Raw genomic sequence first — 19,156 nt, 5'->3', positions numbered from 1 at the left:
CACAATGCCCGCAAAAATCCTGGGCGCAATGACGCAGGTGCCGGGGCGAGGGCGGCGTCCTGCCTTGTGCGCAAAAAGAACAGGGCCGGAAGCAATGCCTCCGACCCTGTTCCCGAGGAAACGCGATAAGGTCAGTTCGCGGCTGGAGCCTTGCGGTATGGCACGAAGTCCTGAAGGCCGACGAAGCCGTTCCACATGTTGCCGACTGTGCGATCGTGCAGCTGCACGGTATCGAGCCTGCACAGCTGCGACGTGTAGAGCTTCGTCACCATGATATCGTCATTGTCGAGCCGGTCGGCATTGGTTGGCCGGTTGACGTAGAGCGTACCGCCGACCCGGTAGACGATGGCGGTCTTGTCGATCACGGTCGTGTTCTGGGTCTGCGAGTAGGGGATGCAGCTCACCGGCTTGCCGGCTTCGCGCCCATCCAGCATCTTGGCGAGCTGTTGCTCCCCGGTCAGCCTGGTACGGGCATCGACGGCAGGAGCGGCGAGCATGGCGGCGCCGAGCGCGAATGTCGCGGCGATCGCAAGCTTCTTCATGGCCTTGTTCCTTTCCAACGCACCCCGCGTTGTCCCACATATGGCACGAGTCGGCTGAACTGGGGCTGACCGCTGATGGGCCAATCGCGGTTCATCTGTCCCGATCGCGTCAGATCCGTCCCCCGTCACCCGTCACCCGTCCCCCGTCACCCTGAATTTATTTCAGGGTCTATCTGGCTGCAAATGCGGTGCCAAGATGTCTAAAACCACCAGTGCTCTTGGCTCAACGACCTTTCGGGCCCCGCTGCCCCATGGACCCTGAAACAAGTTCAGGGTGACGGGGCGGGGGGGGCAATAGGGGGTTGAAAGATGGCAGGCGGTAGACGGAAAAGTTCGGGTGTGCCCGTCAGGCGGTGCCGCCCACAGTCAGTCCCTCGATCAGCAGCGAGGGCTGGCCCACGCCGGCCGGCACGCTCTGCCCGCCCTTGCCGCAGACGCCGACGCCCCGATCCAGTTCGAGGTCGTTGCCGATCGCCTTGACGCGGGTCAGCACCGAAGGCCCGTCGCCGATCAGCGTCGCGCCCTTGATCGGGGCGCCCAGCTTGCCGTTCTCGACCATGTAGGCCTCGGTGCAGGAGAACACGAACTTGCCCGAGACGATGTCGACCTGTCCGCCGCCGAAACTCTTGGCGAAGATGCCCTTCTTCATGCCGGCCAGCATTTCGGCGGGATCGTCGTTTCCACCCTTCATGAAGGTGTTGGTCATGCGTACCTGCGGGGCGTGGGCGTAGTTTTCGCGGCGGCCGTTGCCGGTGGATTCCACACCCATCAGGCGGGCGTTGAGGCGGTCCTGCATATAGCCCTTGAGGATGCCGTCCTCGATCAGCACGGTTTCGCGGGTCGGCGTGCCCTCGTCGTCGATGGTCAGCGACCCGCGCCGGCCGGGGATGGAGCCGTCGTCGACGATGGTGACGCCGCTGGCGGCCACGCGCTCGCCGATGCGGCCGGAGAAAGCGGAAGTGCCCTTGCGGTTGAAATCGCCTTCGAGGCCGTGGCCGATCGCTTCGTGCAGCAGCACGCCGGGCCAGCCGGGGCCGCACAGCACGGCGAACTCACCGGCGGGGGCGTCGATGCTTTCAAGGTTCACCAGCGCCTGCGCCAGCGCCACGTCGATGCCTTCGTTCCAGGTCTCGGGCTTGAACAGGTCGTCGTAAAGGAAGCGGCCGCCCATGCCGAACGAGCCGGTTTCGCGCCGCCCGTTGCTTTCCGCCACGATCGATACGTTGAGGCGCACCAGCGGGCGCACATCGGTGGCGACGTAGCCGTCGGGCCGGACGATCTCGACCACGGACCATGACCCCGAAAGGCTGGCGCTGACCTGCGAGACGCGCGGATCGCGCGCGCGCGCGGCAGCGTCTATGGTTTCCAGCAGGCGGACCTTCTCGGCAAAGCCCACAAGGTCGAGCGGGGAGACATCGGTATAGAGCTTGGCGTTGGTGCGTACCGGCGGCAGGGCGCGCGGGCCCTTGGCGGGGTCCAGCAACTGAAGCGTCTCCCCGGCGCGGCGGATGGCGGCGGCGGAAATCTCGTTGGCATGGGCAAAGCCGGTCATCTCGCCCGAAACGCCGCGCAGGCCAAAGCCCGCATCGCGCGAGTAATCGGCGGTCTTGAGCCGTCCGTCGTCGAAGCCGAAGGCCTCGCTGGCGACGAACTGCATGAACAGTTCGCCGTCCTCGCAGGACTTCAGCGTCTCGGCGGCAAGCGCCTGCGCCTCTTCGGGCGAAAGCTGGGCGTAAAGGAGCGAGCGCGGATCGGTCATGGTCATACCCCCGATATAGGGGGCATGTCGCCCGCAGGAAAGGCTAGAGCATTCTCAAGTCAGGCGGAAATACCCGGCCACCTGGAAAATACCGAAACCCCGAGGAACGATCAGGCAGCCTGAAGGTCCGAAGGGCCGCCCCTGAGCACGAAGCGGCGGTCGCAGTAGCCGCATTCGACGTAGCCCTTTTCGTCGATTTCCAGCCACACGCGCGGATGGCCGAGGGCTGCGCCGCCGGGGATGTCGGTGGCCCCATCGCAGGAGACGCGGTGGGAATCGGTGAAGACGGTTTCGGGCGAGTTCATGGAATGGCCGATTACCAAGGCTTCAAGGGAATTTCCAGACGGCAATTGCACCCGGCCGTCCAAGCTGACGGCCGGGTACTTCAACCGTCAGGCCGGGATGGCGATCGTGGCGGCCTGGGCCAGTGCTGCGGCAACCGCCTTTTCGCGGGTGTCGGCGTCGATGGCGAGGCCTTCCGCCAGCACGAAAGTGGGGTTGGTGATGCCCATGAAACCCAGCACGGCGCGCAGGTAGCTTTCGGCGTGCTCGACAGCGGCGGCGGGCTGGCCTTCACCGTAGTAGCCGCCGCGAGCGAGGGCGACGAAGACCTTCTTGTCGCCGGCCAGACCCTCGGGGCCTTCGGCGGTGTACCGGAAGGTCTTGCCCGCGATCGCGATGCGGTCGATCCAGGCCTTGAGCTGGGTGGGGATGGTGAAGTTATACATGCCGGCGCCGATCACGAGGATGTCGGTATCGAGGAATTCGGCCAGTTCGGCGTTGTTTTCAGGCGCGCCCAGCACGTCGAGCGTGAGGTGGGGCAGCGGCGCGGCGGCGAGGTCGCGATAGGTGACTTCGATCGAGGCGTCGGCGCCGGTCAGCGCGCTGACGATCGCGGCGGAAATAGCGCGGGTGGCCGAATTGTCGCCGAGGATGCTGGAGTCGAGATGGAGGAGCTTCATGGTGGGGGAGCCTTCGGTCTGGAAAAATGACCAGGTCTAGCTATGTTGCCAGGGTAGCCGCGCCAAGAGCGCATATTTTCGGGACCTGGTACCATGAAGCTGACCACCTTCGACGAAGCGGACCAGCCCGTCGCCGCCGCCGCTGCTCCAAAGCATGACCCGGCCAGCAAGGACTGCCGTCTCGTCGGCGACATTCTCAGCCGGGTGGGGGACAAGTGGTCGATGCTGGTGGTGATGACTTTGCTTGATGGGGCGCTGCATTTCAACGAATTGAAGCGCGCTATTCAAGGTGTGTCGCAGCAGATGCTGTCGCGTACCGTGCGCGCTCTGGAACGGGACGGCCTGGTGGCGCGCACCGTTCACGTGGGCGTGCCGGTGCGCGTCGAATATGCGCTGAGCGATCTGGGGCGCTCGCTGTCAGGGCCGGTGAAGGCGCTGAGCACATGGGCCGTCGAGAATGGCAAGGCGATCGAGGGAAGCCGAAAGGTCTACGACGGCCTCCACGATCAGGCATAAATTTCTGCCGAGGGGAGGGGCGGGGCGCCGGCGGATGCCTTGCGCTCTTTACGTGGAGGCGTTCTGGGCCCAAATGCAGCGCCATGAGCACGTCCTCCCCCGCAATCGCCATCCGTGACCTCGTCAAGCGCTACGCCCCCGCCGGCGGCGGAGAGGGCAAGCTGGCGCTCAAGGGAGTGTCGTTCGATGTGCCAGAGGGCGGCATCTTCGGCCTGCTTGGCCCCAATGGCGCGGGCAAGTCGACGCTGATCAACATCCTTGCCGGCATGGTGATGAAGACTTCCGGCTCGGCCGAGATCTGGGGTTTCGACATCGACCGCGACAGCCGCAACGCCAAGCGCTCCATCGGGATCGTGCCGCAGGAGATCGTCTTCGATCCCTTCTTCACGCCGTTCGAGGTGCTGGAAATCCAGGCGGGTCTCTACGGCATCACCAAGGCCCTGCGCCGGTCTGAAGAACTGCTGCGCGCGGTGCATCTGGCGGACAAGCGCGATGCCTATGCGCGCACGCTGTCGGGCGGGATGAAGCGCCGCCTGCTGATCGCCAAGGCACTGGTCCACCAGCCCCCGGTCCTGATCCTCGACGAGCCGACCGCCGGTGTCGACGTCGAACTGCGCCGCCAGCTGTGGGAACTGGTCACCGAACTCAACCGCGAAGGCGCGACGGTCGTGCTGACCACGCACTACCTTGAGGAAGCGGAGGAGCTGTGCGACCGCATCGCCATCATCAATCATGGCGAGCTGATCACCAACAAGCCCACCCGGGAACTGGTAGGCATGGCGCGTGAGAAGATCATCGTGTTGACGATGGACCGCGACGTGGGCGAACTGCCGGCGCACCCCGGCTTCGTGAAGTGCGTGAAGACCGGTGAGCGCGTGCTCGAGATCACATACGACAAGGACCACAGCAATGCGGGCGAGGTCCTTTCGGCGATGCAGGCGCAGGGCTTCGCGATCGTGGATGTGACGACGCGTGAAGCGGATCTGGAAGACGTGTTCGTCAGCCTGACGAGCGAAGCGCGGGCGGGTGCCTGATTCGCCATAAAGCGGGCACTTGAAGCGTACGCTATGGGCATAATGGAATACCGATTGCTACGTTGGCGCGCCGCAACATTGCGGATTGATCTACGCCTCGACGTTTCAGCTTATCGGCGTTGACCCTGCCGTAATGGCACCGCAGGCAGGGGCCGGGATACGGGGCGCCGGTGACGCGAACGCAGCAACGCGCTTCGCGGAGTTCGAGAAGGGGTTCTAACAGTTGCGGTTTCGGCTGGTGCAGCGCTAGGAGGCGTCATGGAAACGCAATCTGGGTCTCCCCCCCACGCATTCGACGCGCTCGTGATCGGTTCGGGCGCTGCAGGACTCACGGCCGCTCTTGCCCTGGCTGACAAGGTCAAGGTTGCGGTGCTTGCCAAGGGCGGCCTTGCGACCGGGTCGACCGCCTGGGCGCAAGGGGGAATTGCCGCTGTCCTCGATGCCGGCGATACGTTCGAGGAGCATGTGCGCGATACCATGATCGCAGGCGCGGGCCTCAATCGGCGCGAGACGGTGGAGTTCGTGATCGAGCGGGCGCCCCATGCGATCGAACGGTTGATCGAACTGGGTGTGCCGTTCAACACCGAGGGCAACGGACTGCACCTCACCCGCGAGGGCGGCCATTCGCACCGCCGCATCGTTCACGTCGCCGATGCAACCGGCTGGGCGGTGCAGCAGGCCCTGCTCCAGGCGGCGCAGGCCCACCCCAACATCACCCTGTTCCCCGGCCGCTCGTGCATCGATCTGATCACCGGACGGCACGAGATGCGCTATTCGGGCTCCGGCCGGATATGGGGCGTCTACGCGCTCGACGAGGAAACCGGGCAGGTCGAAGCCTTCACCGCGCGCGCAACCGTGCTGGCGACGGGCGGGGCGGGCCGCGTCTATCAGTTCAGCACCGCGCCGCGCGGCGCCACCGGAGATGGCATCGCCATGGCCTGGCGCGCGGGCGCGCGGGTCTCCAACATGGAGATGATGCAGTTCCACCCGACCTGCCTCTATAACCTCGAGGTCAAGAACTTCCTGATCACCGAGGCCGTGCGCGGCGAAGGCGGGCACCTGATCAACCCGCGCACCGGCAAGCGCTTCATGGCCTTCTACGATCCCGAGCGGCTGGAACTGGCGCCGCGCGATATCGTCGCCCGCGCGATCGACTCGGAGATCAAGCGTTTCGGCCTCGACTATGTCCACCTCGACATAAGCCACCAGCCCGCGGCGTTCGTGAAGGAGCACTTCCCGAACATCTACGAGAAGCTGCTGGAACTGGGCATCGACATGACGACGGAGCCGATCCCCGTCGTGCCGGCGCAGCACTATACCTGCGGCGGCGTGCTGGTCGATCTTGATGGGCGCACTGACCTGCCGGGGCTCTATGCCGCCGGGGAATGCACCGAAAGCGGACTTCACGGCGCCAATCGCCTTGCCTCGAACTCGCTGCTGGAATGCTTCGTCTTCGGCGAGTCGGCGGCCGCCGATATCCTGGCGCAGTGGGGCAGCTTCGAGGAGCCGCCGGCGGTGCGCTCATGGGACGCGAGCCGGGTCACCGATTCCGACGAGGAAGTGGTCATCAAGCAGAACTGGACCGAGATCCGCCGCTTCATGTGGAACTACGTGGGCATCGTGCGTACGACCAAGCGGCTGGAGCGGGCCATGCACCGCATCCAGATGCTGAATGGCGAGATCGAGGAATATTACCGCCACTTCCGCGTCTCGACCGACCTGATCGAACTGCGCAACCTGTTGCAGAGCGCCGAACTGATCGTCGATTCCGCGCTCAGGCGGCATGAGAGCCGGGGGCTGCACTATACCCTCGACTATCCCGGCATCGACGCCGAACCGCTGGATACCGTGCTGGTGCCCTGAGCGGGCGTTGCCCCCGCCTAACCGGTTTACGCCGGGGCGGGGGCGTCCGTTCAAAGACCGATGTGGAGGGCGCGCCCGAGGAAGATCAGCGCGATGGCGCCGATCACCGACGCCAGGCAGCCCGCACGGCTGAACTCGCTGCTGCCGCGGCTGGTGACCAGCCCGGCGATGAGCGAACCGCCGATGCCCAGCAGGATCGTCGCGATCCAGTTCATCGGGACTGCGCCCGGATAGATATACCGCGCGAGCCAGCCGACGATGAGACCGCTGATGATGGCGCCGATTATGTTCAACATGACTAGCCGATACTCCCCTTGCGCAGCGATGCGCGTTCGCAACCACGCGCTACAATGACCTAGTGACGGTCAGGTTGCACGCCCTGCTTGGCTGGCGGCGCAATCGACCGGCCAGCGGAGCCATGACGCCGTTACGACCTGCGCATGACTCGGCGCTGACAACCGTCCCATTTTCGCGATTCGGTTCGTCGCAAACAGGATTCGTCTCATCGGCAATTTATGTGGAAAAATTTTCCCGGCCTGAGCGTGATTTAGCCTCTTGCGCTGACCCGCGCATCAGGACTTCCCACGCGTCGCGGCTGGTGTCTGGCAGCGAATGGGGTCAGTTTACCATGCTCCGGTCGTCGCACGCCCTCTTGAACCTTTCGGTGGAAAGGGCACTATAGGTTGTGTCGCGCCGGTCGAGGGGCCTCAATACCTAGGGATGTCATGTTCGGGCTGCAGAGGCCTGACCGGGCATTCAGGGGGCTTGGGGCAGGCCCCTTGTGCCATGGCGCGCGAACTGTCTGGCAAGGACTTTGCTGTTCTTTATTCGTAGTGGAAATGGTGAACCGGGCGTCTGACGCCCGCCGACTCGCTTCCAGCCTGCCCGACTGTTCGAGAACAGTAGTGAACCCGCCTCATGGCGGTTCGATGACGTGATTTAGAAGCTCGGGGGCACCAGTGGATTTCAGGAACGGAAGCGACGGTCAGGTGTCTGATTCGGATAATTCAGGCGTGACGTACGCCGGCTCGGCCCAGGTCGAGATGGAGGGGCTGTATTCATCGCCCCCCGTTTTGGATTCCGCCCGCCCCCGGCAGCAAAAGGAGACGGGCGAAGGCCCGGCAGTCGCCATGGACAAGACCGATACCGCAACGGCCGAACTGGTCGCCGAGACGCTTGCGGCGGCGATGAAGCCGGAAAAGTTTGCGCAGCAGAGTGATTCCAAGACGATCAACGCGCGCCGCTTCAACATCGTCACCAACCACGCGCGCGATGCCCTGCTGACCGATTTCGGCAAGGAAACGCTGGACGACCGCTACCTGCTCCCTGGTGAGAAGTACCAGGACCTGTTCGCCCGCGTCGCGGATGCGTACTGCGACGATCAGGACCACGCCCAGCGCGTCTACGACTATATCTCGAAGCTGTGGTTCATGCCTGCCACCCCCGTTCTCTCGAACGGCGGCACCGGGCGCGGCCTGCCGATCTCGTGCTACCTGAACTCGGTGGACGACAGCCTGGAAGGCATCGTCGCGACCTGGAACGAGAACGTCTGGCTGGCCTCGCGCGGCGGCGGCATCGGCACCTACTGGGGCAATGTGCGCGGCATCGGCGAGCCGGTCGGCCTGAACGGCAAGACCAGCGGCATCATCCCCTTCGTGCGCGTGATGGATTCGCTGACCCTCGCGATCAGCCAGGGTTCGCTGCGCCGTGGTTCGGCCGCGTGCTACCTCGACGTCTCGCACCCCGAGATCGAGGAGTTCCTCGAAATCCGCAAGCCGTCGGGCGACTTCAACCGCAAGGCGCTCAACCTGCACCACGGCGTGCTGCTGACCGACGAATTCATGGAAGCGGTCCGTGACGGCGCCGAATTCAAGCTGCGCAGCCCCAAGGATGGTTCCGTGCGCGGCAAGGTCGACGCGCGTTCGCTGTTCCAGAAGCTGGTCGAAGTGCGCCTCGCCACGGGTGAGCCGTACATCGTCTTCTCCGACACCGTGAACCGCATGATGCCCAAGCATCACCGCGATCTCGGCCTCAAGGTCTCGACCTCGAACCTGTGCTCGGAAATCACGCTGCCCACCGGCCGCGACCACCTGGGCAACGACCGCACCGCTGTGTGCTGCCTCTCCTCGCTCAACCTGGAAACCTGGGAAGAGTGGAAGGGCGAGAAGCGCTTCGTCGAGGATGTGCTGCGCTTCCTCGACAACGTCCTGCAGGACTACATCGACCGCGCGCCCAGCGAGATGGCCCGTGCCAAGTACTCCGCCGAGCGTGAGCGTTCGGTCGGCATGGGCGTGATGGGCTTCCACTCCTACCTGCAGAAGCGCGGCATCGGCTTCGAAAGCGCGATGGCCAAGGCACTGAACCTGCAGATGTTCCAGTACATCAACCAGAAGGCCAACGAGGCCTCGATGATGCTGGCCAAGGAGCGCGGACCGTGCCCCGACGCCGCTGACATGGGCGTGATGGAGCGTTTCAGCTGCAAGATGGCGATCGCCCCCACCGCGTCGATCTCGATCATCTGCGGCGGCACTTCGGCCTGCATCGAACCGATCCCGGCCAACATCTACACCCACAAGACGCTCTCGGGCAGCTTCGTGGTGAAGAACCCGTACCTGGAAAAGCTGCTCGCCTCGAAGAGCAAGGATTCCAACAACGTGTGGAATTCGATCCTCGAGCATGGCGGTTCGGTCCAGCACCTCGACTTCCTGACGGCCGACGAGAAGGCGGTCTACAAGACCAGCTTCGAGATCGACCAGCGCTGGCTGCTCGAATTCGCCGCCGACCGCACGCCCTACATCGACCAGGCGCAGTCGCTGAACCTGTTCATTCCCGCCGACGTCGACAAGTGGGACCTGATGATGCTGCACTTCCAGGCATGGGAGCGGGGCATCAAGTCGCTGTACTACCTGCGCTCGAAGTCGGTGCAGCGTGCAGGCTTCGTGGGCGGCGTGGAAGCGGACAACACCAGCGAACTGGCGAAGTTCGAACTGGCCGCGACCACCGACTACGACGAGTGCCTGGCCTGCCAATAGCGAGCCATGGTCGCCGACAGGCGGCTGACAGTTCCACGAAAAAACGGCCTTCCGGGCAACCCGGGGGGCCGTTTTCGTGTTTAGCCTGCGCGCGCTTCCCCGCGCGCAAGGGGATGGTTGACGGGCATCGGATTTGCCGCAAACGTCGCCGTATCGGTTAGTGGAGGTTTGCCGGAAAATGATGTCGAAAAAGCTGGCCTGCCTTGCCCTGGTCGCTCCGCTGGGCCTTCTTCCGGTTGCGGCGGACGCCAGTTTCTACACCGGCAACGAGCTGTATAAAGTCTGCTCGGCGGACCGGGGCAGCAAGGAATATGTCGAGCGGACCTATGAATGCATCGCCTATATCACGGGCGCCATCGATGCCTTCAACACGACGCGCAAGGTCAACAAGCTGAATAGCTGCATCCCCGCCGACGTGACGATCAGCCAGCTTCGGACCGTGACGGTCGACTATCTTGAGGACCATCCGAAGGGGCGCGGTGCCTCTGCGTCGGAACTGGTCTTCGCCGCCACCCGCAACGAGTGGCCCTGCTCCAAAAAGAAGAAGTAGTACCGAAGCGCCTTGGCGGCGGTTTCAGGAAACCCCTGCCTGCAGGACAGCCTGAACCCGCAGGCGGGGGAAGACGTCTTCCAACGGCTTGCTGTCCGGCGTCACGTAGACATAGCCGCCTTTTTTCCGGAACATCGGACTGATGCTTTTGCCGTAAAAGGCGAGGAGCACGTTGATGCATCCAAAGGTGATGCGGTTGTCTTCGATCGAAGGGGACAGCATCCGCTCGCGGCGCCGTTCCTTGGGTTTTCCTGGCTTTGGAATCGGATGGAGCGCGACCGAAGTGGCGTAATCGACCCACAGTACCCGCTGCTTCCCGGCGGCGACGCCGAACTTGGCGAGGAAGCGGCCCGCCGGCGTGGTCTTTTCCGCAGGGCCGATTTCGGACAGGTTCTTGCTGCCGATGCCCGGCGATGCCTCGTCCCCCAGCGCGACGCCGAGCAGGACGGGAACCTGCCCAACCGGCTTTCCGTTGCCATCGAAGAGCAGGAGGGACGCGGCACGCTTATCGATGATGATATAGGGGAGGGCATGATTGTCCCCTGACGCCGCGACCCAATCGGCGACGCGTGCGGCGTCCTGCGACAGTGTCACGGCGGCTTCATCCTGCGCACCTGTTGCCTGCAGAGCCGTCCCGGGCTCTGCCTTTGCCCCGGCTTTGGCCAAAGCCTGAGCCGGGACCTGCTCTGCCGCTTGAAGGTACTGCATCGACCGGGCCGGCGCCGGAGCGGTCAGTGCGAGTCCGGCAAGCGCCAGCGTGAGGGTAATCATCGGTTCCGGTGCACTCGAATGAAAGAGGGGGGAGAAAAAACCGTCGTCGGCACGGCGGTGTGCCGACGCGGGAATTCAATATTCAAACGGTATTCGTAAGCGCCGCGAACTTAGTTGCGGGGACGCTTGCGCTGGCTTTCCGCCATCCGCTGCTCGACGCCGTCGACGCGCGAGTTGAGCTGGTCGAGGCGCTGGCCGTTCTGCTGGGACTGGCCCGATGCTGCCTGCGCTTCGGCGAGGGCCTGCTTGGCGGTCCCGTCGGTCGTCTGCAGCCTGGTGTCGAGGCCGTCGATACGCTGGTTCACCGTGGCGATTTCCTCGCGCACGAAGCCCTTGGTCGCGCAGCCGCCGAGGCCCACCGAACCGACCAGAATCAGGGCAGCAGGAGCGAGTTTCGTGAGTGAAAGCGACATGGAATTCTCCTTATTGGCAACAAACCGTAATGGACCAAGCCGAGCCTTGACGATCCGACAATGCGATTCGGTTCAGCTGTGCTTCCACCAAGCTGAACAGACAATTCCGAACGATGTTCCCAGCGATCACTACTGATCGCAGCGGCTAGCGGGTCAGAAGGCCGCCGCCTGAAACATGAAACGCGGCGGGTCGGGGGCAAGAATCCCGAATCGCGGGCCGCGCTGGTGGAACCGCGCTTGCGCAAATCCCCCGCCAATTTCCGCAGCAGCCAGCAGGCGGGACGCAGCTGAACGGCGGCGACAAGAAAAGCCCCGACGTCCCTGGAAGGGAAGCCGGGGCTTTTACGAATGGGGCGACCTGTAGGGGGGCGCCGCCCCGATCGTCTTCGGTGGCTTGTTCGTCAGTTCGCGCCGACGCCCATGGGGATGGGCGTGCCCTGCTTCAGGTAGACGCGATTCTCCTCGATCTTGTCGACATTTTCGAACGCGATGAAGTGGTGCGCGCCGTCTGAACTGTCAGTACGCGTCAGCTTGATCTGGTCGTCCTTGACTTCGTCGACGGTGCCGACGTGCTGCCCTGTGCTGGTGGTGACTTCCATGTGTTCACGGATGCGGAGCTTCTCGAACATCGGGTCTTCTCCATTCTCTCGGTAGGGGTATGAGAGTGAAACGGGCGGGCCGATGCGATCGTTCCGGCGTTCATCGCGGGCGGACAACGTCTCGTGGAGTTGTCTGCTTCACGGCTCGGCGCCGACGCCGAAAGTGGCGTCGCCGCGATCGGACAGCAGCACGGTATCGTCGCTTACGCCGTCGATCTGGGTCACGGCAATGAAGCTGGCACGCTCGTCCGGCCCATGCTCGGCCAGGATCACCTCCTCGCCCTGCAGTCTCTCCACGGTGCCGAGCAGGGCGCCGTCCGGGCCAAGCACCTTCATGCCCTTGCGGATCGTGCCGGAGGCTGTCGCCCAGGCGGTTTCGTCATCGGTCGATTGCGTGGACGGGCTGGTCACGGGAATGCTCCACTATCTGCAGGCCTGGAAAAACCGGCCCTTCGCATAGAGACAATGCCCCGCCGACCCGCGAGGTTCCTGCCGCTGCGGTACAGCGGACGCAGCGGTGGCAAGGTTGGCACGGGTGCCGGCTACCCGCGCCGCGCCGTCATGTGCATGAGTGTGCGCCGCCCCCGCCATGAGGCGGGGGGCGTTTCAGGCCGCGTGCTTGGCGCCGAAGCGGCCGTGCTTGCGGAACTGGGTCATCCAGCGGTCGAGGAACAGGCCCAGCGGGCGCGCCGTCACGCCCAGATCGGCGATGCCGGGCTGGGAGCCGCTGGCGACGCTGCCGGCCTTGAGCAGCTTGAACTGGTCGGAACTGATCGGCGCGCCGGGCAGCCAGCCGGTGGCGCTGGCGATCAGGCCGGAGATGCCATCGGGAAGTTCGATGAAGGTGCGCGAGCGGGCCTGGGCGGCGGCGAGGCGCTGGTTGAAGTCCAGCATTGTGATGACTTCGGGTCCGGCGAGTTCGAATGTCTTGCCGCCATGCGCCTGCGGATCGGCCAGGATGTTGGCGATGGCCTCGGCCACGTCGTCCACGAATACCGGCTGCAGCTTCGCCTCAGGAGCGAAGACGGGCAGTGCGGGCAGGCGCGAGATCAGTTCGCCGAACATCATCACGAACTTGTCGTCGGGACCGAACATCAGCGAGGGGCGCACGATCGCCGCCTCTGCAAAGGCCGCGCGAACGGCCGCTTCGCCTTCGCCCTTGGTGCGCGCATAGTCGATGTCCGAGCCGGCATCCGCGCCGATCGCCGAGACATGCACGAAGGCGGCGACGCCAGCGGCCCTGGCGGCGGCGGCGATGGTGCCAGCGCCCTTGCCCTGCAGCGCATCGAGATTGCCGCCAAAGGCGCCCACGAGGTTAACAACCGCGTCCGAACCGGCCAGCACGGCAGCGAGCGATTCGGTCCTTGTCACATCGACGCCGACCAGCTGGACCTGGCCCAGGTTGCCCAGGGGCTTGATCGCGAAGGCTTTTTTGGGGTGGCGGCTGGCGATTCGCAGGCGAGCCCCGCGCGCAAGCAGTTCCTGCGCAAGGTGACGGCCGACGAAGCCACTGCCGCCAAGGACGGTTACGATCTTGCCGGAGAGAGAATCGGAGAGGCTCATGGTCAGGTACGGTCCTTCCATCGCCGAGCGGGGCCACTTTCCCGCGCGGCAGCATATCCAAGCGCCCCTGCCACAAGGCCGGGAAAGGGGCAACCGGACAGTTGATCCAGCCCCTCCAACCATGGCAATCCGCTCGAACGAAAATTGTTGCACTTCGCGGTGTTGACAACCCTGCGAGCGCTGCGTAGAGGCGCCCTCCTACCCGGCGGGAACGGTGATCCGAACCTGCCAAACAGTGCCCAGATGGCGGAATTGGTAGACGCACCAGCTTCAGGTGCTGGCGCTCGCAAGGGCGTGGAGGTTCGAGTCCTCTTCTGGGCACCATTCACCTTTTCGGAGGTGGCCGTAAATAGCCGAAAGCCCCGGGAAACCGGGGCTTTTTGCTTATATGGCATCCGTCGGTGTTCGCCCATAAAGGCCCCCAGCCGCGACCACATGGGGGCCTTTTGGGGGCCTCGAAAGGGGCCTGTGATCAGCGCGCTCCCGCCTTGAGTTCGTCGAGCCAGTCGCTCCACCACTGCATCATCTCAACGCGCTCGTTCCAATACGCGCCACGATTGTAGGTGGCGCGGATCGTGTTCCCCACTTTGTGAGAGAGTGCGGCTTCGATCGCATCCGGGTTCCATTTGCTCGACTCGTTCAACAGAGTGCTGGCCATCGAGCGAAAGCCATGGGCCGTCATTTTGCCTTTGTACCCAATCCGGCGAAGGGCACCATTGACGGTGTTCTCGGAAATCGGACGACGGCCAGTGTGAAATGCGGGAAACACATACGGTCCATTCCGCAACGCGGCCATCTCTCTGATAATGATAATCGCCTGCCTCGAAAGCGGAACCTCATGCCGCTTGCGCATTTTCATGTCCTCGATCTGAGGAGTCCACCGGGCCTCCGAGAGCTTGAGGTCGTCCCACTTCATTTGCCTGATCTCGCCCGGTCGCTGGAACAGGTGCGGGGAAATCCGAAGGGCTGCAAGCGTGGACGGGTAGCCGGTGCAATCGTCGATGGCGCGCATAAGCGCCTTGGCCTGATCGACTTCGACGACGGCCGGCATATGCGTGACTTGAGGTGTTAGCAGCGCGCCGCGCAACGTCGCGGCCGGATTGGCAGCGGCACGCCCCGTGGCGATGGCGTAGCTGAATACCTCACCCGCGATAGATCGCAGCCGCCTTGCTGTCTCGCGTTTTCCCTCTTTTTCGACAAGCCGGATCGCCGCGAGCAGTTCGGGCACAGAAACATCGGCCACAGGTGCATTTCCAATGGACGATTTGAGCTGGTCGAGCAGCCAGACCTTTTTCTTCAGCGTGGTTTCTGCAAGGCCGTCGTTCCGGCGTTTCGCGAGAAACTCGTCCGCGACCGCGCCAAAGGTGTGAGCAGCCTCACGCCGTGCGTCGCATTTCGCCTTTTTCCGCTCGCGCGAGGGGTCGCGGCCCTCCTGCACTGCTGCGCGCGCTTCATCTCGCAATTCACGTGCCTCTTTGAGCGAGACGTCGGGCCAAGCTCCGAAGCTGAGCTTTTTCTCGACTCCATTGGGGCGCAGTTTCAGGCGCCAGAGCTTGGAGCCTTTCGTCGTGATGAGGACGTAGAGGCCCTTCTCGTCCTTCAGCTTCCAATCCTTCTCGCGAGGCTTGGCATTCTTAATCGTAGCGTTCGTAAGGGGCATCGTTGTCCTGCCATCAGGTATATTCTGGGTGGAGGTGCTGCCGACGACTGGCGCAGGTGGTGTGGGGCGCTGCGGCCCGAACCACCTCGCCACGAGCAGCGAGATCAACGATTTGAGAATGAAGAACGAGAACTAGATTTGGAGCTGGCGATCAAGCAGCTAGGGGTTGGGCTTCGCGGAAGCGGAGCAGCTCCGAGTGCGGAATACGTCGCGCGCTGCCGATGGTGATGGACTGCAGATCGCCTGCATTCATCAGGTCGTATAGTTTGGTACGCCCGATGCTCAGCATCGAGCAGACCTGATTAACGGTGTAGTACTGGATCGTTTCCAAGATAACCTCCAACGTGTTTGGGAGGTCGGTCGTATATGCGGGTTGACGCCTTGCCAAACGCCTTGATGGTGTAAGTCTTGGACTAAGGCCTAGATTTCTAGGCATTTTCCTGTTGGCTTGCATGAAGCGAGATGGCAGGCCAGATGTCCTCGACCATCCGGTCGCTCAGCAGACCCGGGCCGACCGGAACCCAATGCGCTTCAGCGGAAAGGCCTTCGGACCAGGACAGCAGGTCCACGGTCATCGTCGGTCCCTTCATCATATCCCACGGCGCGTCGCCGTCCACAGGGCCTGCGTAGCTGATGCGGAAGTGGACCGGCACCTTGTGTCCGATGAAATCGAGAGTTCCCTCAAGGATGAACGAGCCGGTCTGGCAGGTACCTTCGTATCCTTCCGCCATGGCATCGAAATCCGGAGCAGGCCCAGGCTCGTCGGTGGCGATCCCGAGGGCCCTGAGCAGATCAGCGGTCTCCTTCTGCGGCGCGTCATGGCTAAGGCGGCGAACAAGTTCATAGGTCAGGTAATTGGGGATTTGCATTTCGGGTCCTTCACACAGCGCAGGAGGGCAGCGCACGCTTCGCGGCGCCAGTCCCAGTTCTGCTCGGCTTGAGAGTCGTCAGTTACGCGATGGTCAGGCGGCGAAGGTCTTGGATGACCATCAGCTTCTGGCGGGACACGCCGTCCAAGCCGTGAAGCTGCTGCTGCCACAGCGTATCGAGCTTGCGGATCACGCCGGTGATGTCCGGAGCGCGAAGGCCAAGGAGGTGCTCTTCGGAGGCTGCAAGGCGCTCTTCCAGAGCGCGCCGGTCAGCGGGTTCGGAACCAAGCTGTTGATGAAGGTTGTCGATATTGGTGGTCGCGCTGGCCCAGATGCGGGCCACGCTGCTAGTCGGCGTATCAGCCATTGAGTCGTCTCCTACGGACGGTTGATGGTTAGACCCGGCTGGAGGTTGCCGCCTCCGGTCGGGTCGTTGATGTACGTAAGAGTCCGCGAGTCGGCGCGCAACCTACCGAGCGGAATTTTTTGCACTATAGCTATGACTAGGGACAGAATTTCAGTCTCGCAGAGGTGCTGGGAGTGCCACCCCTGCTGTCTGACTGTCTATGATCATTTTAGTTTTATGAGAGATTAAAGAAAACAGAACGAGAAATAGAAGGTCGTGAACATACGCCGACGGCTGCAGCATCACCGGTGATGGTAGACAGACAGACAACGGAGGCGATAAATTTACGCGAAAATCCAGATCGCCGATGCCTGTTGGTCAATTGCCGACAGCGGTTCGGGCTCATTCAAACGGCCAGCAAGTCGCAGGGCCACCTCGGTCTCGTCGAGATTGGCAAACGTGCCCGTCCTACGCTGATACTCCTCAATCCGTTCCGCCGACGTCCAAGACATCCAGAGATCGACATTGCGGATGATCCACAGACTCTGGCGTCCGTCGCGGATACGCTGCTGGCCGAGGGGGTGGGCACCCAGTTCTTTTAGGGCAGCACCAAGCACTCGAGGGGAGACCTTTCCATGGTCGCTCAGCGCAAAAGTGATTTCATCCAGCGTCACTACGTCACGGTCCAGAGTTCCCCTTCGCTCACGGATCGCAAAAGCAACGTCCTGTACCAGCGGAGTAGCACTGCGATTGATCAGCCGCTTCTTGGCTTCGGTCATCGGCGCCGGCGCCCACGGGTTGAAATCAGCCAGATCGACGGTGTCCAGATACGCGCGGACAGTACCAATGTTCGCCTTAAACCAGTTGGCCAAGCCAGCGTAATAACTCGGTGCACGTGCTACGGCCGGACTGTCGATGAAGAAAATCCTTCGGTCGTCCGCCTCGATCAACAGGGGCACCGCCAGGTTGGTCGTGAACACCATCGTCGAGTAAATCTGCCACCGGCGGGGCTTCAGGTGCTTCTCGTTGATCATCAGGCTGTCAGCAGTGATCAGTTCCTTGAGGTCGTTATAGGTCGACAGCCCGTGCCCGATGTTCAGTTCCGGGCAGTACAGGAGCGTGTTCTCCTTGAGCCAGCCTTCGAAATTTCCCTGCATTTCCCGGGAGGACGTCTCCCGGAAATTGTGGCCCCCTACCAGCTGTCGCCAAATGTCGATCAACATGGACTTCCCTACGCCCTGGTTGCGGGTGCGAAGGATGGTCGCATGCCTGATCCGCTCACCGGGCTCACGGACCGTGTGTGCCATCACCTTGAGAAGATGCGACCGTTCCGCCGCTTCAGGAACCAGGAACTCAAGGAAATCGACGAACGGCTGAGCTTCGCCCTGCGTCGGCATGACACCCGACGGGCGATATATGTTGTAGTACGAGTGTCCGTCACCGAGGATCACGCCGGTCGGAGCCATCGGATCGTAGGTAATGTCGCTGACCTTGGTTACGAACCCGCCATTCATCAGGAAGGTCGAGAAGCCTTCACGGCTTTCATGTACCCGACCATGCATGCCATTGAAGCCGCTCTGCGTAAGATAATCTCCCGATGCCGGGTGAAACATCCGATCCTGATTGCCAGTGTAGACATACTGAGCCGCGATCGGGATCCAGGCCGTGGGTTCGAGCGATCCGGCCTTCCAGCCGCTGTCGATCGAGGCCGGCACCTCATCGGGCGTCAAACCGACTGCAAGACCAACTTCAGCGAGCGTCACTGCGAACGGCTCCCATTCGACTTCAGCTGCCGCAACATGGCGAGCCAGATCCTTTGCTTGGCCAAACAGCGTGGTATTGCGGCCGCCTTCCGTTTGCGTCAGAATTTCGTTGCAGGCAGCCTGAAGGGCGACAGCTAGAAACCGCGCAATTCCGTGCTCAGCGGGAATATCGACCCTGGTGCTGCCATCAGCTACCTTGCCCGACGCGGTCCGGGCACGCGGGGGGCTGGTAAGCCCAGAGGCATGAAGGGCTGCGCGAAGGCGTGCCTCAAACTCCGCAGGGAGTTCCGGGATGTCGTCCAGCACTTCATTCAACTGGGCGGTCGCCACGTAGGGGAGGCCCGTATCCGGATGGATCGAGGGCGGCAGCACGATCTGATTGCCGGCCCCGAGGCATTCAATGAGCATGGAGCCGTTGCTGCCCTTGATCTTGAAGTTCGGCTGGCCGGACCACCGATAGGCCAAGGCCATGCCCTTCTTGCCGCGGCGCTCCCACGGGCTGGCGGGCAAAACCGACTTGATCACCTCGATTGCCGCCTCGTCGTCGGTGTCGATGTCGATCATGCAGAGACCGGATTGCGGGCCAAGCGGCAGGCCGATATTGTTCTCTGCGTGTGCGCTCATCCAGGCCGCCTGTTCGGTCATCGACGGCATGCGGTGGCAGAACTCCTGCCAGTTGGATATGAAGGGGCGCTTGGTCAGGCCCCGCAGCGGCATGACGGGCAGGCCAACTGCCCAATATAACAAAGCTAGCGCGCCAAATATCATTCGTATTCACTTTCGAATTTACAGCACAATGTTGTGCTGGAATGCGAAATACACAGATTTAATGGTTGCGCATTAGGGGTGATGCTATGAGTATAAGCTATAGAGGAAAAGAGTGTCTAAGTCCTATACTTGGATACAATGCGTGG

Annotated in this window: 20 protein-coding genes and 1 tRNA gene; 6 read left to right on the top strand and 15 right to left on the bottom strand. The window is 62.9% G+C overall.

Features of this window, described 5'->3' with window-relative positions:
- Positions 1-131: 131 nt before the first annotated feature.
- From V474_RS13110 to V474_RS13095, 4 genes are all read right to left on the bottom strand, one after another.
- Positions 132-542: a hypothetical protein gene (locus tag V474_RS13110; protein ID WP_059151905.1), complete on the bottom strand. Its 411-nt coding sequence runs from the start codon at positions 540-542 to the stop codon at positions 132-134.
- A gap of 346 nt (positions 543-888) precedes the next feature.
- Positions 889-2,307: a metalloprotease TldD gene (gene tldD / locus V474_RS13105; protein WP_059151904.1), complete on the bottom strand. Its 1,419-nt coding sequence runs from the start codon at positions 2,305-2,307 to the stop codon at positions 889-891.
- A gap of 104 nt (positions 2,308-2,411) precedes the next feature.
- Positions 2,412-2,606: a zinc-finger domain-containing protein gene (locus V474_RS13100; protein WP_059151903.1), complete on the bottom strand. Its 195-nt coding sequence runs from the start codon at positions 2,604-2,606 to the stop codon at positions 2,412-2,414.
- Positions 2,607-2,693: 87 nt separating this feature from the next.
- Complete coding sequence (locus V474_RS13095; protein WP_059151902.1) at positions 2,694-3,263, bottom strand: FMN-dependent NADH-azoreductase; 570 nt, start codon at positions 3,261-3,263, stop codon at positions 2,694-2,696.
- 93 nt (positions 3,264-3,356) lie between these two features.
- Here V474_RS13095 and V474_RS13090 point away from each other — a divergent pair, with 93 nt between their 5' ends.
- From V474_RS13090 to nadB, 3 genes are all read left to right on the top strand, one after another.
- Positions 3,357-3,779: a winged helix-turn-helix transcriptional regulator gene (locus tag V474_RS13090; protein ID WP_059151901.1), complete on the top strand. Its 423-nt coding sequence runs from the start codon at positions 3,357-3,359 to the stop codon at positions 3,777-3,779.
- 83 nt (positions 3,780-3,862) lie between these two features.
- Positions 3,863-4,813 (top strand): ABC transporter ATP-binding protein, encoded by a 951-nt coding sequence (locus V474_RS13085; RefSeq protein WP_059151900.1) that lies wholly within the window; start codon positions 3,863-3,865, stop codon positions 4,811-4,813.
- A 258-nt stretch (positions 4,814-5,071) separates the two neighbouring features.
- Positions 5,072-6,676, top strand: a complete 1,605-nt coding sequence (gene nadB / locus V474_RS13080; RefSeq protein ID WP_059151899.1) for an L-aspartate oxidase — start codon at positions 5,072-5,074, stop codon at positions 6,674-6,676.
- Between the two features lie 50 nt (positions 6,677-6,726).
- Here nadB and V474_RS13075 read toward each other — a convergent pair whose 3' ends face one another.
- On the bottom strand, positions 6,727-6,972 hold the full coding sequence (locus tag V474_RS13075; RefSeq protein ID WP_059151898.1) for a GlsB/YeaQ/YmgE family stress response membrane protein: 246 nt from the start codon (positions 6,970-6,972) through the stop codon (positions 6,727-6,729).
- 834 nt (positions 6,973-7,806) lie between these two features.
- Here V474_RS13075 and V474_RS13070 point away from each other — a divergent pair.
- Both V474_RS13070 and V474_RS13065 read left to right on the top strand, forming a co-directional pair.
- Complete coding sequence (locus tag V474_RS13070) at positions 7,807-9,708, top strand: ribonucleoside-diphosphate reductase subunit alpha (RefSeq protein WP_407938336.1); 1,902 nt, start codon at positions 7,807-7,809, stop codon at positions 9,706-9,708.
- A 178-nt stretch (positions 9,709-9,886) separates the two neighbouring features.
- Entirely contained in the window at positions 9,887-10,258 is a 372-nt protein-coding gene (locus V474_RS13065; RefSeq protein WP_059151896.1) for a Rap1a/Tai family immunity protein, read from the top strand.
- A gap of 24 nt (positions 10,259-10,282) precedes the next feature.
- Here the strand turns inward: V474_RS13065 and V474_RS13060 are convergent, their stop codons facing one another.
- The 5 genes from V474_RS13060 to V474_RS13040 all read right to left on the bottom strand — a co-directional run bounded on the left by V474_RS13060 (position 10,283) and on the right by V474_RS13040 (position 13,604).
- Positions 10,283-11,029 (bottom strand): hypothetical protein, encoded by a 747-nt coding sequence (locus tag V474_RS13060; protein WP_059151895.1) that lies wholly within the window; start codon positions 11,027-11,029, stop codon positions 10,283-10,285.
- Between the two features lie 110 nt (positions 11,030-11,139).
- Complete coding sequence (locus V474_RS13055) at positions 11,140-11,442, bottom strand: hypothetical protein (protein WP_059151894.1); 303 nt, start codon at positions 11,440-11,442, stop codon at positions 11,140-11,142.
- 401 nt (positions 11,443-11,843) lie between these two features.
- Positions 11,844-12,071, bottom strand: coding sequence for a DUF2171 domain-containing protein (locus V474_RS13050; RefSeq protein WP_059151893.1), 228 nt, complete (start codon positions 12,069-12,071; stop codon positions 11,844-11,846).
- Positions 12,072-12,179: 108 nt separating this feature from the next.
- Entirely contained in the window at positions 12,180-12,452 is a 273-nt protein-coding gene (locus V474_RS13045; RefSeq protein WP_059151892.1) for a DUF2171 domain-containing protein, read from the bottom strand.
- A 195-nt stretch (positions 12,453-12,647) separates the two neighbouring features.
- Positions 12,648-13,604, bottom strand: a complete 957-nt coding sequence (locus V474_RS13040) for a complex I NDUFA9 subunit family protein (protein ID WP_059152146.1) — start codon at positions 13,602-13,604, stop codon at positions 12,648-12,650.
- Between the two features lie 237 nt (positions 13,605-13,841).
- On the opposite strand from V474_RS13040, the gene V474_RS13035 reads away from it, so the two are divergent.
- A tRNA-Leu gene (locus V474_RS13035) sits at positions 13,842-13,928 on the top strand.
- 148 nt (positions 13,929-14,076) lie between these two features.
- Here V474_RS13035 and V474_RS13030 read toward each other — a convergent pair.
- From V474_RS13030 to V474_RS13010, 5 genes are all read right to left on the bottom strand, one after another.
- Entirely contained in the window at positions 14,077-15,264 is a 1,188-nt protein-coding gene (locus V474_RS13030) for a tyrosine-type recombinase/integrase (protein ID WP_059151891.1), read from the bottom strand.
- A 151-nt stretch (positions 15,265-15,415) separates the two neighbouring features.
- On the bottom strand, positions 15,416-15,595 hold the full coding sequence (locus V474_RS26585; protein ID WP_059151890.1) for a helix-turn-helix domain-containing protein: 180 nt from the start codon (positions 15,593-15,595) through the stop codon (positions 15,416-15,418).
- 97 nt (positions 15,596-15,692) lie between these two features.
- The gene (locus V474_RS13020) at positions 15,693-16,133 is read right to left on the bottom strand and encodes a hypothetical protein (protein WP_059151889.1); all 441 of its coding nucleotides are present in this window, start codon (positions 16,131-16,133) and stop codon (positions 15,693-15,695) included.
- An 82-nt stretch (positions 16,134-16,215) separates the two neighbouring features.
- On the bottom strand, positions 16,216-16,500 hold the full coding sequence (locus V474_RS13015; protein WP_059151888.1) for a hypothetical protein: 285 nt from the start codon (positions 16,498-16,500) through the stop codon (positions 16,216-16,218).
- A 323-nt stretch (positions 16,501-16,823) separates the two neighbouring features.
- The gene (locus tag V474_RS13010) at positions 16,824-19,010 is read right to left on the bottom strand and encodes a bifunctional DNA primase/polymerase (protein WP_082699777.1); all 2,187 of its coding nucleotides are present in this window, start codon (positions 19,008-19,010) and stop codon (positions 16,824-16,826) included.
- Positions 19,011-19,156 lie beyond the last annotated feature (146 nt).

The organism is Novosphingobium barchaimii LL02 (genome assembly GCF_001046635.1).
In the GTDB taxonomy this organism is placed as follows: Bacteria; Pseudomonadota; Alphaproteobacteria; order Sphingomonadales; family Sphingomonadaceae; genus Novosphingobium; species Novosphingobium barchaimii.
This window is presented reverse-complemented; position numbering and strand designations above follow the sequence as displayed.

What these genes read in the sequence shown, in the direction of transcription:
- V474_RS13085 (WP_059151900.1), top strand. Translation starts at nt 3,863, where the DNA reads ATGAGCACGTCCTCCCCCGCAATCGCCATCCGTGACCTCGTCAAGCGC.
- V474_RS13110 (WP_059151905.1), bottom strand. Translation starts at nt 542, where the DNA reads ATGAAGAAGCTTGCGATCGCCGCGACATTCGCGCTCGGCGCCGCCATG.
- V474_RS13050 (WP_059151893.1), bottom strand. Translation starts at nt 12,071, where the DNA reads ATGTTCGAGAAGCTCCGCATCCGTGAACACATGGAAGTCACCACCAGC.
- V474_RS13040 (WP_059152146.1), bottom strand. Translation starts at nt 13,604, where the DNA reads ATGAGCCTCTCCGATTCTCTCTCCGGCAAGATCGTAACCGTCCTTGGC.
- V474_RS13075 (WP_059151898.1), bottom strand. Translation starts at nt 6,972, where the DNA reads ATGTTGAACATAATCGGCGCCATCATCAGCGGTCTCATCGTCGGCTGG.
- V474_RS13090 (WP_059151901.1), top strand. Translation starts at nt 3,357, where the DNA reads ATGAAGCTGACCACCTTCGACGAAGCGGACCAGCCCGTCGCCGCCGCC.
- V474_RS13015 (WP_059151888.1), bottom strand. Translation starts at nt 16,500, where the DNA reads ATGGCTGATACGCCGACTAGCAGCGTGGCCCGCATCTGGGCCAGCGCG.
- V474_RS13030 (WP_059151891.1), bottom strand. Translation starts at nt 15,264, where the DNA reads ATGCCCCTTACGAACGCTACGATTAAGAATGCCAAGCCTCGCGAGAAG.
- nadB (WP_059151899.1), top strand. Translation starts at nt 5,072, where the DNA reads ATGGAAACGCAATCTGGGTCTCCCCCCCACGCATTCGACGCGCTCGTG.
- tldD (WP_059151904.1), bottom strand. Translation starts at nt 2,307, where the DNA reads ATGACCATGACCGATCCGCGCTCGCTCCTTTACGCCCAGCTTTCGCCC.
- V474_RS13070 (WP_407938336.1), top strand. Translation starts at nt 7,807, where the DNA reads ATGGACAAGACCGATACCGCAACGGCCGAACTGGTCGCCGAGACGCTT.
- V474_RS13010 (WP_082699777.1), bottom strand. Translation starts at nt 19,010, where the DNA reads ATGATATTTGGCGCGCTAGCTTTGTTATATTGGGCAGTTGGCCTGCCC.
- V474_RS13055 (WP_059151894.1), bottom strand. Translation starts at nt 11,442, where the DNA reads ATGTCGCTTTCACTCACGAAACTCGCTCCTGCTGCCCTGATTCTGGTC.
- V474_RS13095 (WP_059151902.1), bottom strand. Translation starts at nt 3,263, where the DNA reads ATGAAGCTCCTCCATCTCGACTCCAGCATCCTCGGCGACAATTCGGCC.
- V474_RS13060 (WP_059151895.1), bottom strand. Translation starts at nt 11,029, where the DNA reads ATGATTACCCTCACGCTGGCGCTTGCCGGACTCGCACTGACCGCTCCG.
- V474_RS13065 (WP_059151896.1), top strand. Translation starts at nt 9,887, where the DNA reads ATGATGTCGAAAAAGCTGGCCTGCCTTGCCCTGGTCGCTCCGCTGGGC.
- V474_RS13100 (WP_059151903.1), bottom strand. Translation starts at nt 2,606, where the DNA reads ATGAACTCGCCCGAAACCGTCTTCACCGATTCCCACCGCGTCTCCTGC.
- V474_RS13020 (WP_059151889.1), bottom strand. Translation starts at nt 16,133, where the DNA reads ATGCAAATCCCCAATTACCTGACCTATGAACTTGTTCGCCGCCTTAGC.